Origin of the sequence: Chryseobacterium sp. G0201, from assembly GCF_003815655.1 — a bacterium.
GTDB lineage: Bacteria > Bacteroidota > Bacteroidia > Flavobacteriales > Weeksellaceae > Chryseobacterium.
Window position 1 is genome coordinate 2,158,475 of record NZ_CP033917.1, and the last position, 15,269, is coordinate 2,173,743.

A 15,269-nucleotide genomic window follows, 5' to 3' on the forward strand; every position below is an offset into this window, starting at 1 on the left:
TATAAAAATATAGTGTTTAAAGGTTTGATTAGTAAGTGGTTGTATTGTTGTTCGGAACTGTTTGATGTTCTATCTCTTTAATGTAAATAGAAAGTGTTGTACCTGTTTTTTTCTTGAAAGCTAGGGAAAATGCCTGTTCATTATTGTATCCTAATTCCTCTGCAATGACAGATAATTTATAAGATCGAAATCTTTTATCTTTCACTAGCTGATTTAATGCAAAATCAATACGAAGATCATTCAGGTAAGTAGCAAAGTTTTTTCCTTTCTGAGTATTAATGACCTCTGACAGATAAGTTGTATTTGTTTTTATACTTTTTGCTAAACTTGCTGATGTGATGCCTTTCTTCAAAAAAAGCTCTTTCGTTTCGAAAGTTTCCAATTCTTTTAAAATATATTGGGTTACATCTTCTGGGGTTGTCTTTGCTATTTTGTCTTCTATATTAACTTGCTCCTTTTCTTGAATATGAAATACATCTAATTTTTCTTCAGGAGTTTCAAAACTTCTCAGCTCAATAGAATTGATTAAATCCTGAGCAATTTTCCTATGCTTTTTTTCTGTTTTTTTAGATCTATAATAGAAAAAGGAAAGTAATAACAGAGATATTGATAGAAAGCCAATGGAAACATATAAAATTATTTTCCTGTTTTGTAAATCATTAATGATATCCTCTTTTTCCTGTAAGAGATTTGGAGTATCGTATTTTTTAGGTATTTCTGCAGATAAATACTTAAATTGTTCATCAAGTTTTTTATCAACTTTTAAAAAGCGGTCAATATAATATAATTGTTTCTCTTTGTTGTTATTTTCTTTGTAATATTCTACAAGATAGGTGTATACTTCTCGAAGCTGAGGAAAGGTTTTATTTGTTTTTTGTACATTAAAGTCTAATAAAGTAAAATATCGAACTGCTTTTTTCTTATCTCTTAATCCATCATAAGATTTGCCTAAGCTATATAATGCGTAATTTGCATTGTCATCATTAATACTCGAAAAAAAATTATAGGCTTTTAACAGCTCAATTATAGCAGATCTATATTTTTTCTGTTTAAGATAAGCATATCCAGAAAAATAAGAATATTGATTAACACTATATTTACTTTTATTTGTAAATGAGGATGTTAGGCCATCTTTGATTAAAATATTGGCAGAGTCCAATTTATTAAGTTCAATATAACAATAGATGAGACTTACACGTATTTGATTATGTTGTGACTCATTGGTAATATTATGAGATCCATGTAAATAATATCTGAATGTTTTAGCGGCTTCTGCATATTTACCTAAATAATTATTTAAATAAGCAATATTTATGTTAGCATATGCAATCTGTTTCTGATCTTTTTGCTCTTTTGCGTACTGTAAAGCTATAAGATAATTGTCTAATGCCTTCTTTAAGTAATCATTTTTAAAATATAAATTTCCTTTCATCAAATATGTTCTGGTAGGGTATAAACTACCTTTTATATTTTTTGTGATTATATCTAAACTATATATATACTTTAAAGCTATTGGAAAATTTTCATTAAAATGTACTAGTATATAACCTTCTGCGATTTGAAGATTATTTTTCTCTTTTTTTGCTTTTTGTAAATAGTATTCGGCAGTGAGTTTAGTTTTTAAAATATTATCATTTTCATAATATTCATAAAATTTATTTTTCAATTTATCATAATCTAATGTTCCTAAGTTGTCAGTAGTCTTATTTTGTGTGAAAAATAAATTACTAATAAGGAGTAAAAAAAAGCATGTATGTTTCATCATTTTGTAAATACGTTACAAAAGTATTCATTTTTTATATAAACTTATGCTTATGCTAAATTAAAATGAATGTGTCATAAGTCGTTTTTAATTAGCTATTTATATTTTTTTGATATTTATAAATTTATAAATCTATAGATGCTTTTTATGTACAGTTAGAGAAATATTACTTTCTTTGCATAAGTTTAATTAAAAACATATTATAATGAAAAAACAAAACAAAGACAAAAAGAAATTGTCACTAAAAAAGTTACAAATAATTAAAATTAGTGATATGAAAACAATTAAAGGAGGAAGCATTAATCAAGTATTAAATTTTAATGGAGGTGATGATCCTACTGATCCTACTGTTCATCAAACTATGGGGCAACAATAATTTTGACACTCATGAAAATAAGAATATTTATTATTATCTGTTTATTACCTATTCTTTTCAATGCTCAAAAAAGTAATTTGGCGATTTCTAATCCGGTTATATATGAATATTTTGGAAATAGAATAATAGATGAATACAGAAATCTAGAGAATCTGGATGACCCTCAAAATCTTAAATGGATGAAATCTCAGACGGCTTATACTAGTTCTGTCTTGGATTTGATTCCCAAAAAGAACTATTATTTTGAAAAAAGATTAGAGCTTGATAAAAGACAAGGGTATTCTATATCTGATTTGAAAATAGTAGATAGTGATAAATATTTTTATTTAAAGAAAAAAGGTGATGAAAAAGTGGCCAAGGTTTACTTTAGAGAAGGATTTCAAGGAAAAGAAGAACTTCTTTATGATCCTACCAATTATAAAGATTCAGAGACAAATCATGAGTTTGTTATCAATTACATAAGTCCGAGTTGGGATGGTAGTAAAATTGCTATTTCTATGTCTGAAAAAGGGAATGAATTGGCAGATGTAATTATTATGGATGTCAAAACAAAATATATTCATCCCGAAATCATTACTAATACAGCACCTGCTACTTTTGATGGAATTAAATGGGTAGATGATAATAGTGGTTTTTTCTGTGTAGCCTTTTCTACAACAGATCCTAAATCTAAGGATTTTTATAAAAATACACGAACCGTCCTATATAAATTAGGAACAGATCCAAAAAAATTAATTGATGTTTTTTCTGCTAAAAATAACCCTGATTTAGATATTACAGAAAGTCAATATCCAATGATTTTAAGTTTTGATCAAAATGATCAGTATTATATTGGAATGATAGTTGATTTTCAATCTTTCAGAAAAACATTTATTATTAGCAAAAAAGATTTATTAGCTGGTAAAAAAAATTGGAAACCATTTTCTGAACCAAGTGATAAAACTAAGAATTTAGACTTTTGGAATGATAATGTTGTTTTTCAATCGTCTTATAATTCACCTTTTAATAGACTATGTAAAACCAGTATTACTAATCCAAATTTTAAAAAAGCAGAAACTTTAGTTCCAGATAAAAAAGATGAAATTATTAAGAGTTATAGGATAACCAAGGATGGTATCTATTATACAACAACTAAAAATGGAGTAGAAGCTAAGTTATATTTATATAGAGACGGAAAAGATAGCGAAATTACGCTTCCTTATCCATCTGGAAATATTGAATTACAGTATAAAGACGGAAACTCTTCTGATATTTGGATAACATGTTCAGGATGGGCGAATGAGGAGCAACGTTTTAAGTATGATGTAAAAACTAATATCTTTAAACCGGAAAATCTTAGTCCTATTACAGAATATCCTGAATTTAATAATGTACTAGTTAATGAGATCACTATAAAAGCCAGAGATGGAGAAGAAATTCCAGTTTCCTTAATATATAATAAAAACCTCAAAAAGGACGGTAAGAATATGATACTCATTGATAGCTATGGCTCTTACGGAATATCCTATACTCCATTTTTTGCTAAAATGTATTTATTATGGGGTAATCAGGGTGGAATGGTAGCTGTAGCCCATGTAAGAGGAGGGAGTGAAAAAGGAGAAAGATGGCGTTTAGGAGGATACAAGGAAACCAAGCCTAATACTTGGAGGGATCTAATAGACTGTACAGAATATCTGATAAAAGAAAAATATACATCAAAAGATAAAGTAGCTATTTGGGGAGCGAGTGCAGGAGGGATTACGGTGGGAAGAGCAATGACGGAAAGACCTGATCTTTTTAAAGCTGTTATTGCTGAAGTTGGTGCGCTAAATACACTTAGAGAGGAAGCAACCCCTAATGGGCAGCCAAAAGAATTTGGAAGTGTAAAAGATCCAAAAGAGTTTAAGGCATTATTGGAAATGGACGCCTATCATCATATTAAAAAAGGAGTGAAATATCCTGCTACATTTATAACAGGAGGAATAAATGACCAAAGAGTAATAGTTTGGGAACCTACAAAATTTGCAGCCAAACTAATGGCAGATAATGTTTCGGATAATCCCATATTACTAAAAATAGATTTTGAAGGAGGACACGTTGGTAATGTACCTGTAGCACAACGATATGCCAATTTAGGAGATATGTTTACCTTTGCCTTCTGGCAACTAGGTCACCCAGATTATCAACCAAAAGAAACTCCAAAAAAATAAAATGTCCCGTTTCCCGTATAATTTCTTCGATGAGTATATATTTCGTACTCCTTTATTTTCGCGAAAAAACTTTAGTGATCAATTCAATAAAGAGAAATTATCGGAAGAAGAATTAAGAGAAATCTGTAAAGATTCTATTTTCCAGGAAGCCATTTATTTGGCATCACCTTATTTATATGAAGAAATCAATCTTTGGTTGAATTCAGAAAAAGAACTTTCACCAAAACAACATCAGAAACTAATAAATAGCATACTGAAATACTATGGTCGAATGAGTACACGTTGTACACCATTCGGCTTGTTTTCAGGAGTTGGTTTAGGGAAATTTGAAGATTCTTTGGAATCTAGAGACTCTGACTTAGAAAAAATCCGAGATACAAAGCTGGATATGCATTTTTTGGTAGGCTTATCAAAAAGTTTTACAGTAATTCCCGAGATAAAAAATCAATTATTATTTTTTCCGAACAATAGTATTTATAAAGTCGGCGATAAACTTCGTTATGTTGAATACGAATATAATAATGGAAAGAGAGAATATATAATTTCTTCCGCGCCATTTTCAGATTATCTAGAACAGGTTTTACATTTTTCAAAAGAAGGTAAAACGATCTTGCAGATTGCGAAAACTCTTGTAAATAATGAAATTTCATTACAGGATGCATCTGAATTTATCGAAGAGCTTATAGAAAATCAGGTTTTGGTAAGCGAATTAGAACCAAGTGTATCCGGAGATGATTTTTTAGAAGTCATAATTTCTGTGTTAAAAAGAATAGGCGCCGAAAAAGAAACATCAACCTTAATTTCAATCAAAGAAAAACTCCTAGAATTGGATCTGAAAATTGGAAATCCAATTTCAGTATATACTGAGATCGAGAAACTCATTCAGTCTTTTCAAACGGAATATGAGCAGAAATATCTTTTTCAAACCGATCTATATTTTCAAAATGAATTTCAGCTTCCAAACTATTGGAAAAAAGAATTAAAACAAGGTTTTTGCTTTCTAAATAAAATGTGTCTGCTTCAAAAAGATACTTCTCTTGAAAAATTCAAAAAAGCTTTTAATGAAAGATTTGAAGGAGAAGAAGTTCCTTTATCATACGTTTTAGATACAGAAGTTGGAATTGGATATCGACAAGAAGTTCAATCAAAAGGGGTTCATCCTTATTTGGATGATCTTCAGTTACCGTTTTCTAAAAATGTTCATGACCTTACTATTAAAATCAATCCGGTTCATAAGATATTGAATGATAAACTGCAGGAAGCTTTGTTTGAAAATCAATCCGTAATCAAATTGAATGATGAAGATTTTAAAGATTTTGAAGAAAATTGGAATGATTTACCAGATACCATATCTTTTATGTCAGAGATTATTTCAGAATCCGGGCTGGAGAAACTTGTGTTAAGTGGAGGAGGAGGGAGCAGTGCTGCCAATTTATTAGGACGTTTTTGTTCGGAAAAATCAGAAGTAAAAAATCAGACAAAAAAAATTGTAAAAAAAGAAGAAGAACTAAATCCTGATTATATTTTAGCCGAAATCATTCATTTGCCTGAAGCCAGAATTGGAAATGTGATCAGACGGTCTTCATTGAGAAACTATGAAATTCCTTATTTGGCGCAATCAATTTTACCAAAAGAAAATCAAATTTCTGTTGACGATTTGTATATTTCTTTAAGACATGACAGACTTATTTTACGCTCCAAAAAACTCAATAAAAAAGTTCAACCATATCTTACCAATGCTCATAATTATTATACAAATTCTCTTCCGGTTTATCACTTTCTTGCTGACTTTTCTTCACAAAATGTAAGAACAAATTTGTATTTCAATTGGGGTGGATTGGCACAGCTTTATAAATTTTTACCCAGAATTGAATATAAAAATATTATTTTATCTAAAGCTCAATGGACGATCAATCAAAATGACATACAAACTTTACTTATTTCGATTGATCATAAAAAAGAGTTTTTAGATGAATTAAAAAATTGGAGATTGAAAAGAAAAATTCCTTCGTGGATTCAATGGGTGAAACATGATCATACTTTAACGCTGAATCTGGAAAATTACGATCTTGCTCAACTCTTTATAGAGACCGTAAAAACTGAAAAATCGATTATAATAGAAGAGTTTCTCTATAATGAAAATGATGATTTTATGCGGCAGTTTGTATTTTCAATGTATAAAGATAAGTAATGGAAATAGTGAGAAAATTTGTTCCCGGAAGTAAATGGCTTTATCTGAAAATTTATACAGGTGTAAAGACTTCCGATGTTCTTTTGGAAGAAGCGATTCAACCTTTGACCGAATTTTTTATTGAAAATAAATACATTTCGAAATGGTTTTTTATTCGATACAATGATCCGAAATCGCATGTAAGAGTTAGATTTGAGTTGTCTGATAATAATTATTACAGTGAAATTCTTTCCAAAATCCAGCTTACTTTTGAGAAATATATTAATTCAGGGGAAATTGCAAACCTTGTTATTGACACTTACAGCAGAGAAATTGAAAGATATGGAGTATCAACAATGGAAGAAGCGGAGTATTTGTTCTATAGAAATAGTGATTTTTTTGTAAAAAAATGTTTGCACTTAGATGATGAGGAGAAAATAATCGTCTCACTTTTTTATATTGATAAGGTATTAGATCTTCTAAAACTTTCCATGAGTGAAAAATTGTTGTGGATAAAAAACTCTAATGACGTTTTCAAAAGAGAATTCAATGCAGATAAAAAACTAAATAGCCAACTTGATAAAAAATATAGGCTTTTCAAACCAAAATATATGGATTTTCTGGAATCCGAGGACTATCTGGATTTTAGAGAAAACATGAAAATTCACTGTTTAGAATTAGAACCCACTTTAGAAAATGTTATTTTAAAAAATTCTTCTTTGCAAGATTTTTTTCAGAGTATATTTCATATGAATATCAACAGGATGTTCGTTTCGAATCAGCGGTTATTTGAAATGATTATTTATGATTATTTATTTCGATATTATAAAACAATTTCTTTTCATGAGTTTAAATAATTGTGGTTCGATATTTTTAAATAATTCAATTTTCACTTCTGTTTTCAAAACTTTATTTTTTATTATGTCTCAATTTGAGTACTGATAATTTCCCAAACAAATGTTAGGTTTATTATTTTTTTTAGGTTAATGTTTATTTTTAAGTATAATTTTGTTATTTATTTAAAGTTTTAACCATAATTCATTAAATCGAGAGGTGAACTCAAGTGAACTTAAAAAGTCATAAAGTTTTCATAAATTTTAAAAAAAGAAGGGAAATGTTTTTGTAGTTCTAAAATATATTGTACTTTTACAACGCCTTGAATGAGGGAACAAGTCAAGGTAATAAATTTTTTTTCATCATTTGTGTTTTTAGAATCGTATCGCCTGATACGATTCTTTTGTTTTATGTCTATTTTTCGTAATTTAATAATAAGTCAATAAAGTAAGAATAAGTTATAGATCCTTCTTGTTGATTACTTTTTAAGAATAGATTATTCGTAAATCCGAAAAAATCATCCAGCCAGCCTTGATGTCTCATCACAAAACTCTTCTCATATGCTCTGTCCCTTTTCATTCCGGCAGAATAATTATTCAAAACAGATTTTACGAACTCAGGATCATTTTCAACAATATATCTTAAAAGGCTTTTTAACGTAAAATATTCCGTGCTGTATCTCAATTCTAAATTTTCAGATTTGATTCCTATTAAATAGCCCACAAAATTAGCTTCCTGCTCTCGTGCGAAACCTAGCTGATGCGAACTTTCATGAGCTGATGTAAAAGGGATGAATGTAGACGGTAATTCGGAGTTATATTGTGCTTCTGCAGTAAAAGGATTGTAGTAGCCCAGGATTCCCGTAAAACTCATTACATTCTTGAATAAGCTTGGTTTAAATGAATTAATTTGCGGGGCTTTCTTATCCGAAATGTTTTTGGGAAGTTGTTGTTGCTGAAAAAGTATTTCCTTCTGAATAGCTTTTAAATCTTTCACAACGAAAATTCCATTTTTATCTTCTTTTGCAAGTTCTCTTGTTGATTTACATTTTTCAAGATATCGTAAAGCTAAAGTTTTTGCCTTGTCTAAAGTTGGCTCTTCTTGGCTTGATAATTTCTTAATAATTGGAGTTTGGAAATATAACATTCCCCAAAATATCTGATAGGTAAAATAAAAGATATTAATAATGATTAAAAGTTGTAGAATAGAATTACTTCTGCTTTTCTTTTTAAAAATTTTAATAATGAAATACAAAAGCAAAGCACCTAATATAACATAAAGCAGATCTCCAAATGAAAAAGGAATCCATGAAAATATCATTTGATGGAGACTTTTCTGAAGTTCAAAAAAAAGTTCGAAAAACGAGATCATCATTTTAGACCTCGAAAAAACATAGAACAAAAGAATTTGGACAACTAAAATAGTTGCCCAAAATGTCTTTTTCTGATATATTTTTGTAGTGTTTTTAGTGACCACTGCCTTTTGATATTTTATCAAGATCAATTCCTTGAGACTTCAAAATTCCACTTACACGGATCGCATAGAATGCTAAGTAAGCAAAACAGATAACGCCAACAATATAACTTGTGTGAATATCTGTTAAGTCGGCTACGTATCCTTGTACAAGACTTACAATTCCACCTCCCATGATCATCATAATCAATAACCCTGAACCTTGGTTTGTATGTTTTCCTAGTCCATTGATCGCAAGAGCGAAGATACACGGCCAAAGCGTAGAACAGAATAACCCAACACTTGTAAATGCATATACAGAAACCATTCCTGTAGTAAACATACCTATTAGTAAAGCTGCAATACCTGCAGAAGAGAAAATAAGAAGCATTCTTGCCGGATTTCCTTTACTTAATATATCACAAATGATCATTGCGATGATGATAAGTCCGTAAACATAGAACGGAGCTAAATCGTGATGTGCAATAGCATTCACTAATAAGAATAATCCAAAAGCTAAATACGGAGCTAAAAATCGTAAGATCTTTTTGAATCCTGCGCTAAAATCAAATGCATCAACAGCACCTGTCCAACGTCCGATCATCATAGATGCCCAGTATAAAGAAATATAAGGAGCAACATCTTTGGTTTCAAAACCTAAATCTTTTTCCATGTACGCAGGTAAATTACTTGCGGTAGATACCTCTACACCTACATAAACAAATATAGCGATCATTCCTAAAATCAACTGAGGATATTGTAGTGCTGATTTTCTGTGTTCTCCGGGAACAGAATCGTCAGTATTTTCAATATTGGTAGGCGTAATTGCGGGAAGTGATGAAAATTTTAGTAAAAAAGCAACAAGTGCGAATGCTGCTCCTAAAATAAGATAGGGTACTTTAACACTTTCTATGCTCGCTTCAGTATTAGCAGCACTTGCAGAACCGAAAATGGCAAAAGAAACAATAAGCGGACCTATTGTAGTTCCTAAATTATTAACACCTCCAGCCATTGTTAGTCTTTGAGACCCCGTTTCAGACGGTCCGACCTCAATAGCTAATGGGTTCGCCACAATTTGTTGTAAAGAGAACCCTAATCCAACAATAAATAATCCTGAGATCATTAATGGGAACGATCCCATGTTGGCTGCCGGATAAAATAATAATGTTCCGGCTGCAGAAATAAGAAGTCCAACTATTAAACCGTTTTTATACCCGATTTTATTAATTAAATCTTGTTTCAATCCTTTTGAAACTGCCATATAAATTAAAGAACCAACCGTATATGCGACGTAGAAACAGATCTGGACGAGCATACTTTCGGTTTGCGTTAAATTGAAGGCTTTTTTAAATACCGGGATCAGGATATCGTTACTTGCAGCGACGAAGCCCCAGAAAAAAAACACAATAACTAATGGCAGGAATTGTCCCCAATTAGTTTGTTTAGAATAATTTGACATGTTTGTTAAAGATTTCTTAATAACAAATATAATTATTTCTTTTAAATAGAACGTTCTAGCAAGGTTTTTTTTATTGTGTCAAATGCTTCTGTTTTCAGGTCTTTTGGAGAGGTTGAAGAGTCTAAAATTCCGTTAAAATAAACTTTTACTTTACCAGGATGCCCTTTTGCGTTGTCAAACGGAAAAATTTCCTTTAATCCGATGAAGGTATAGATTGCGATAGGGGACTGATGTTTTGAAGATAATGTGAATGCGCCGTCTTTAAATTCATCCAAAATAATAGAAGTATCATCCGGAACACCTCCTTCCGGAAAAATGACGATGCTGTTTCCTTCTTCCATTTTCTCGGCGCATCTGCGGTAAACATCTGCACGGCTTCTAGGGCTGCTTCTGTCTACCATAACGCATATCCTTTTATATATGGTACCGAAAATAGGAATTTTCACTAATTCTTTTTTCCCCACAAAGCAAACCGGATGTTTGGAGCATAAAATGCACATCAGCATAATATCCATAATAGAGGTATGGTTGGATATGAAAACGTGGGGTTTATTCTTGTCAGGTTTTTGGTTGGAAAGATTGATGACCTCATATCTCAGGCCCATGCCGAAGAACATCAGGTAGCTCCAAAGTCGTATAAATTTATAGGCGTATTTATAATGTCTTTTATTAAAAGATAAAATATAAACAGGTATTCCGAAAATAATCGTTAAAACAAAGGCTAAAATCAGCAGCCAGAATCTCCAAATATAATTTAAAATCTTTACCACAAATTAACCGTTAAATATTATTTTCTTTTTTATAGAATAATTAAGAACTGAAACCAATAATATTGCAGCAATCTTACTGGTTATTTCGGGACTCAAGGTATAAAAAATTAAATTGATATTGTCTTTAAATATAAAACTGTAGAATATTTGGAAGAACCCAAGACTTAATAATGTTGAAATAAAAGAAACGACCATGAAATAGGCAAACTCTTTTCTTTTTGAATGCTTCCCTCTTTCAAATACAAACCATATGCTCAGGAAGTAATTGGTAATGATCCCGCAGCTTGTGGAGAAAATATTACTTAAAGGATAGTGGATTCCGTGGAAGTTGGTTTCATTAGATAAAAACTGAGGCAGATAAGTGCTGAAGGCTTTAAAGCTCCCGATCTCTATAATAGCGCTGAGCCCTCCAGCAATGATGAAGAACAAAATTTGTTTTTGACGTAGTAGTATATCTCTCATCCCGATTTTATGATATGCAAATTTATAACTATATGTTAAACAGTAAAAAAAGATGTTAAATATTTTTTTTACATGAAAAATATTTCTAATTTTAATTTTCAGAACGATATAAAATAAACCTGATAATAAATTCATTTTCAGCTACTTGTGTTGATGGTTTTTTCTATCTTGTAATACGTGATTGAAGCATACTTCCAGCAATCTATTTACCAATTAATAATAATATTTGTATGAAATCTCAAAACAAATACAGAAAATTTCAGCTTCAACAGCATAATATTGAGGCTCTTGAGAAAGAAAATTCCCGTTTCAAACGAGTGTATTCCGAGTACGAAAATATGTCAAACGAACTCTGGAATCTTGAAAATTCTAAAGATGAGCCCGTTCCGGATGATTTTATTAATGCAATGATCCTTCAGACTTCATATTTAGAAGATGAAATAGAAGATTGGTTAATACAATTCAATGAAAATAAAGCTGATATAAAACATTAGTCAGCGAGCTAGTTTCCGGGCTGTTTTTTAAGCTCTTTTCAAGATAAATTCATAATTTAGCATCTTTAAACTAAAATGTGAAAAATATGGTTGCTATTGTTGATAGTGGTTCTACTAAATCAGATTGGGTGATATTGGATGAATTCAAACAAGTATTTCTAAAAACAGAAACCATTGGTTTTAACCCCAATTTTATCAACAAAGAGCTTATTGTTCCGGAAATTGAAAAGAATACCAGCTTAACATCCGTTAAGAATTCGATAAAAAAGATTTATTTCTATGGTTCCGGATGTGGTATTCAAAAAAACTGTGATACAATTGTTGAAGAACTGGGTAAAGTATTTGGTGATGCAGAAGTTACCGTAAGAGAAGATCTTTTAGCAGCTGCTTATGCTGCTTATCAGGGAAGACCTGCAATCGTATGCATCATGGGTACAGGTTCTAATTCTTGCTATTTTGACGGAACAGATTTAAAAATAAAACTTCCTTCTCTAGGCTTCATGATGGGAGATGAGGGAAGTGGCAGTGCTATTGGAAAACAATTGGTACGCAGATTTTTCATGCAAAAACTACCTGAAGATCTTAGCCGGGAATTTCAGGAAATTTATAATTTAACGATCGATGATGCATTGAAAAATATGTATCATACGACCAGACCGAATGCTTATTTAGCGAATTTCAATAAATTTGTGATAGACAGAAAAGACCATCCTTACCTCCGAACTATGGTTTTGGAGGAGATGAAGAATTTTTTCGACTATCAGGTTCTTCCTTATGAAGAAAGCAAAGATGCTGAGATCAACTTTATAGGCTCAATTGCTTATTATTACGAAGATATTCTACGTTCTGCAGCTGCAGAGCTTAATTTAAATGTGGGACATGTTGTACAGAAACCTATCGAAAGTTTAGTCAACTACCATGTTAAATACATACTTTAAAAAATATTATTTATGTCAAATAAAACTCACCGCGACGAAAAGAACTTCAATCAGGCCGCGTTAGATTATCATAAAGCTGAACCCAAAGGGAAAATCGAAGTAATTCCTTCAAAACCGCACTCTTCACAAAGAGATCTGTCATTGGCATATTCTCCGGGAGTGGCAGTTCCTTGTATGGAAATCTTCGAAAAGCCTGAAACAGTTTACGATTATACAGGAAAAGGAAACTTGGTTGCTGTAATTTCTAACGGTACAGCAGTTCTTGGATTGGGTGATATTGGAGCAGAAGCTTCAAAACCGGTAATGGAAGGTAAAGGTCTTTTATTTAAGATTTTTGCAGATATCAATGTTTTTGATATCGAGATTAATGAGAAGGATCCGGATAAATTTATTCAGATTGTAAAAGGTATTGCTCCAACTTTTGGAGGGATCAACCTAGAAGATATTAAAGCTCCTGAAGCTTTCTATATCGAGCAGAAGCTAAAAGAGGAATTGGATATTCCTTTGATGCATGATGACCAACACGGAACAGCGATTATTTCTGCAGCAGCTTTGATCAATTCATTGCAAATTGCAAACAAAAAGATTGATGAGGTGAAAATGGTGGTAAACGGAGCAGGAGCTGCGGCAATTGCTTGTACCAACTTATATATTTCTTTAGGTCTGAAAAGAGAAAACGTGTTAATGTGCGATAGCAAAGGAGTTATCAATCATAAAAGAGAAAATCTTACGCCTGAAAAAATAGATTTCATCGCCAATACAGATCTTGAAACATTAGAAGACGCCGTAAAAGGTTCAGATGTTTTCATCGGATTGTCGAAAGGAAACGTGATGACTCCCGAAATGCTATTAAGTATGAATGAAAATCCTATCGTTTTCGCTTTGGCAAATCCTGATCCTGAGATCGCTTATGATTTGGCTTTTGAAACTCGTAAAGACGTGATCATGGCAACGGGAAGAAGTGATTACCCTAACCAGGTTAATAATGTTTTAGGTTTCCCTTATATTTTCCGTGGAGCATTGGATGTTCAGGCAAAAGGTATTAATGAAGAAATGAAATTGGCAGCCGTTCATGCGATTGCTGATTTGGCTAAAGAACCGGTTCCTGAAGCTGTAATTTTGGCTTATAATGTTCAGAATTTACAGTTTGGTAGAGAATATTTTATTCCAAAACCATTTGATAACAGATTGATTACTAAAGTTTCAAGTGCTGTTGCAAAAGCAGCTATCGAAAGTGGTATTGCAAGAAAAACCATTGCTGATTTCGACGAATACGAAAACAGTCTTCTTGACAGAATGGGAAGAGACGAGAAGTTGGTAAGAATGATGCAAACTCGTGCTAAAGCTGATCCGAAGAGAATTACTCTTGGAAATGCTGAGGAATACAATGTGTTAAAAGCTGCCCAGATTCTTTATGAAGAAGGAATTGCTTTCCCAAGTCTTTTAGGAAACAAAAAATACATCAAAGAGCAGATGGAACGTTTCGGAATTGAATTGGATATTCCAATCATCGATCCAAGTGATGACGACCAAAAAGAAAACAGAAAAAGATACAGAGAAACGCTGTGGAAACTTCGCCAGAGAAAGGGGATGAACGAGTACAAAGCGAAAAGATACGTTCGTCAGAGAGATTATTTCGGACCATTGATGTTGAGACATGGTGATACGGATGGACTTATCGTTGGATTCTCTAAAAATTACACGTCAGTTTTACGTCCTGTTTTAGAAGTGATCGAAAAAGACAAAGGGGTAGATAAAGTAGCTGCAATGATGATGATCTTGTCTGAAAAGAAACCTATTTTCTTCGCAGATACTTCGATTCATCAAAATCCGACGGCTGAAGATTTGGTTAATATTGCGAAAATGGCAGAAATTACTGTTAAAACTTTTGCTGTTGAACCAAGAATCGCAATGCTAGGTTTTGAAAACTTCGCAGGAATCTCTGATACTTCGAAAAAAGTAGCGAAAGCGGTAAGCATTCTTCACGAGAAATTCCCTAAAATGGTCGTTGACGGAGAAATTCAGCCGGATTTTGCCATGAATGCTGATCATTTGAGTGATTATCCTTTCTCAAAATTAGGAACAACGCCTGCAAACACATTCATCTTCCCGAATCTTGAAAGTGCTAATTTATCTTACAAGATTATCAGAGGGATGAAAGTTGCTCAGGTTATCGGGCCAATTTTGATGGGATTAAAACAGCCTGTTCACGTTTTACAGATGCGTTCTAGTGTAGATGAAATTGTCAACTTGGCAACAGTTGCTGTTCTTGACGCTCAGAGAAGAGAGAAAAAAGACAAGAAATAACTAAGATTTAAATCCCATAGGTTTCTAAAATCTATGGGGTTTAAATAATACACAAA

The 15,269-nt window shown here is 31.8% G+C and carries 12 protein-coding genes; 7 read left to right on the plus strand and 5 right to left on the minus strand.

The features are described 5' to 3' along the window. Positions 1 to 28: 28 nt before the first annotated feature. A complete protein-coding gene (locus EG348_RS09770; protein WP_123982868.1) occupies positions 29 to 1,765 on the minus strand; it encodes a helix-turn-helix domain-containing protein in 1,737 nt (578 codons plus the stop codon). A 202-nt stretch (positions 1,766 to 1,967) separates the two neighbouring features. Here EG348_RS09770 and EG348_RS21680 point away from each other — a divergent pair, with 202 nt between their 5' ends. Genes EG348_RS21680 through EG348_RS09785 form a run of 4 tightly spaced genes read left to right on the plus strand, consistent with a single transcriptional unit; the run spans position 1,968 to position 7,354 of the window. After that, entirely contained in the window at positions 1,968 to 2,138 is a 171-nt protein-coding gene (locus tag EG348_RS21680) for a hypothetical protein (RefSeq protein ID WP_164463277.1), read from the plus strand. An 11-nt stretch (positions 2,139 to 2,149) separates the two neighbouring features. Next, positions 2,150 to 4,327 carry a prolyl oligopeptidase family serine peptidase gene (locus tag EG348_RS09775; protein WP_123982870.1) on the plus strand — a complete coding sequence of 726 codons (2,178 nt, stop codon included), beginning with the start codon at positions 2,150 to 2,152 and terminating at the stop codon, positions 4,325 to 4,327. A gap of 1 nt (position 4,328) precedes the next feature. Next, on the plus strand, positions 4,329 to 6,518 hold the full coding sequence (locus EG348_RS09780) for a lantibiotic dehydratase family protein (protein WP_123982872.1): 2,190 nt from the start codon (positions 4,329 to 4,331) through the stop codon (positions 6,516 to 6,518). Next, positions 6,518 to 7,354, plus strand: a complete 837-nt coding sequence (locus EG348_RS09785; protein WP_123982874.1) for a thiopeptide-type bacteriocin biosynthesis protein — start codon at positions 6,518 to 6,520, stop codon at positions 7,352 to 7,354. The genes EG348_RS09780 and EG348_RS09785 overlap by 1 nt, the downstream gene beginning before the upstream one ends. A gap of 391 nt (positions 7,355 to 7,745) precedes the next feature. Here EG348_RS09785 and EG348_RS09790 read toward each other — a convergent pair whose 3' ends face one another. The 4 genes from EG348_RS09790 to EG348_RS09805 form a co-directional block, all read right to left on the minus strand. Beyond that, positions 7,746 to 8,705: a DUF3810 domain-containing protein gene (locus EG348_RS09790; protein WP_123982876.1), complete on the minus strand. Its 960-nt coding sequence runs from the start codon at positions 8,703 to 8,705 to the stop codon at positions 7,746 to 7,748. Between the two features lie 91 nt (positions 8,706 to 8,796). Further along, complete coding sequence (locus tag EG348_RS09795) at positions 8,797 to 10,242, minus strand: sugar MFS transporter (protein ID WP_123982877.1); 1,446 nt, start codon at positions 10,240 to 10,242, stop codon at positions 8,797 to 8,799. 41 nt (positions 10,243 to 10,283) lie between these two features. Then, a complete protein-coding gene (locus EG348_RS09800; RefSeq protein ID WP_123982879.1) occupies positions 10,284 to 11,012 on the minus strand; it encodes a lysophospholipid acyltransferase family protein in 729 nt (242 codons plus the stop codon). Positions 11,013 to 11,015: 3 nt separating this feature from the next. Beyond that, on the minus strand, positions 11,016 to 11,474 hold the full coding sequence (locus EG348_RS09805) for a GtrA family protein (protein WP_123982881.1): 459 nt from the start codon (positions 11,472 to 11,474) through the stop codon (positions 11,016 to 11,018). 230 nt (positions 11,475 to 11,704) lie between these two features. On the opposite strand from EG348_RS09805, the gene EG348_RS09810 reads away from it, so the two are divergent. The 3 genes from EG348_RS09810 (at position 11,705) to EG348_RS09820 (ending at position 15,213) form a co-directional block, all read left to right on the plus strand. Continuing rightward, complete coding sequence (locus tag EG348_RS09810) at positions 11,705 to 11,968, plus strand: hypothetical protein (protein WP_123982883.1); 264 nt, start codon at positions 11,705 to 11,707, stop codon at positions 11,966 to 11,968. Positions 11,969 to 12,054: 86 nt separating this feature from the next. After that, positions 12,055 to 12,906, plus strand: coding sequence for an ATPase (locus tag EG348_RS09815; protein WP_123982886.1), 852 nt, complete (start codon positions 12,055 to 12,057; stop codon positions 12,904 to 12,906). A gap of 12 nt (positions 12,907 to 12,918) precedes the next feature. Further along, on the plus strand, positions 12,919 to 15,213 hold the full coding sequence (locus EG348_RS09820) for an NADP-dependent malic enzyme (RefSeq protein WP_123982888.1): 2,295 nt from the start codon (positions 12,919 to 12,921) through the stop codon (positions 15,211 to 15,213). The last annotated feature ends 56 nt before the right edge of the window (positions 15,214 to 15,269 follow it).

Coding starts and splice junctions, on each gene's coding strand:
- EG348_RS21680 (WP_164463277.1), top strand. CDS start 1,968: ATGAAAAAACAAAACAAAGACAAAAAGAAATTGTCACTAAAAAAGTTA.
- EG348_RS09785 (WP_123982874.1), top strand. CDS start 6,518: ATGGAAATAGTGAGAAAATTTGTTCCCGGAAGTAAATGGCTTTATCTG.
- EG348_RS09820 (WP_123982888.1), top strand. CDS start 12,919: ATGTCAAATAAAACTCACCGCGACGAAAAGAACTTCAATCAGGCCGCG.
- EG348_RS09795 (WP_123982877.1), bottom strand. CDS start 10,242: ATGTCAAATTATTCTAAACAAACTAATTGGGGACAATTCCTGCCATTA.
- EG348_RS09775 (WP_123982870.1), top strand. CDS start 2,150: ATGAAAATAAGAATATTTATTATTATCTGTTTATTACCTATTCTTTTC.
- EG348_RS09815 (WP_123982886.1), top strand. CDS start 12,055: ATGGTTGCTATTGTTGATAGTGGTTCTACTAAATCAGATTGGGTGATA.
- EG348_RS09770 (WP_123982868.1), bottom strand. CDS start 1,765: ATGATGAAACATACATGCTTTTTTTTACTCCTTATTAGTAATTTATTT.
- EG348_RS09780 (WP_123982872.1), top strand. CDS start 4,329: ATGTCCCGTTTCCCGTATAATTTCTTCGATGAGTATATATTTCGTACT.
- EG348_RS09790 (WP_123982876.1), bottom strand. CDS start 8,705: ATGATGATCTCGTTTTTCGAACTTTTTTTTGAACTTCAGAAAAGTCTC.
- EG348_RS09810 (WP_123982883.1), top strand. CDS start 11,705: ATGAAATCTCAAAACAAATACAGAAAATTTCAGCTTCAACAGCATAAT.
- EG348_RS09805 (WP_123982881.1), bottom strand. CDS start 11,474: ATGAGAGATATACTACTACGTCAAAAACAAATTTTGTTCTTCATCATT.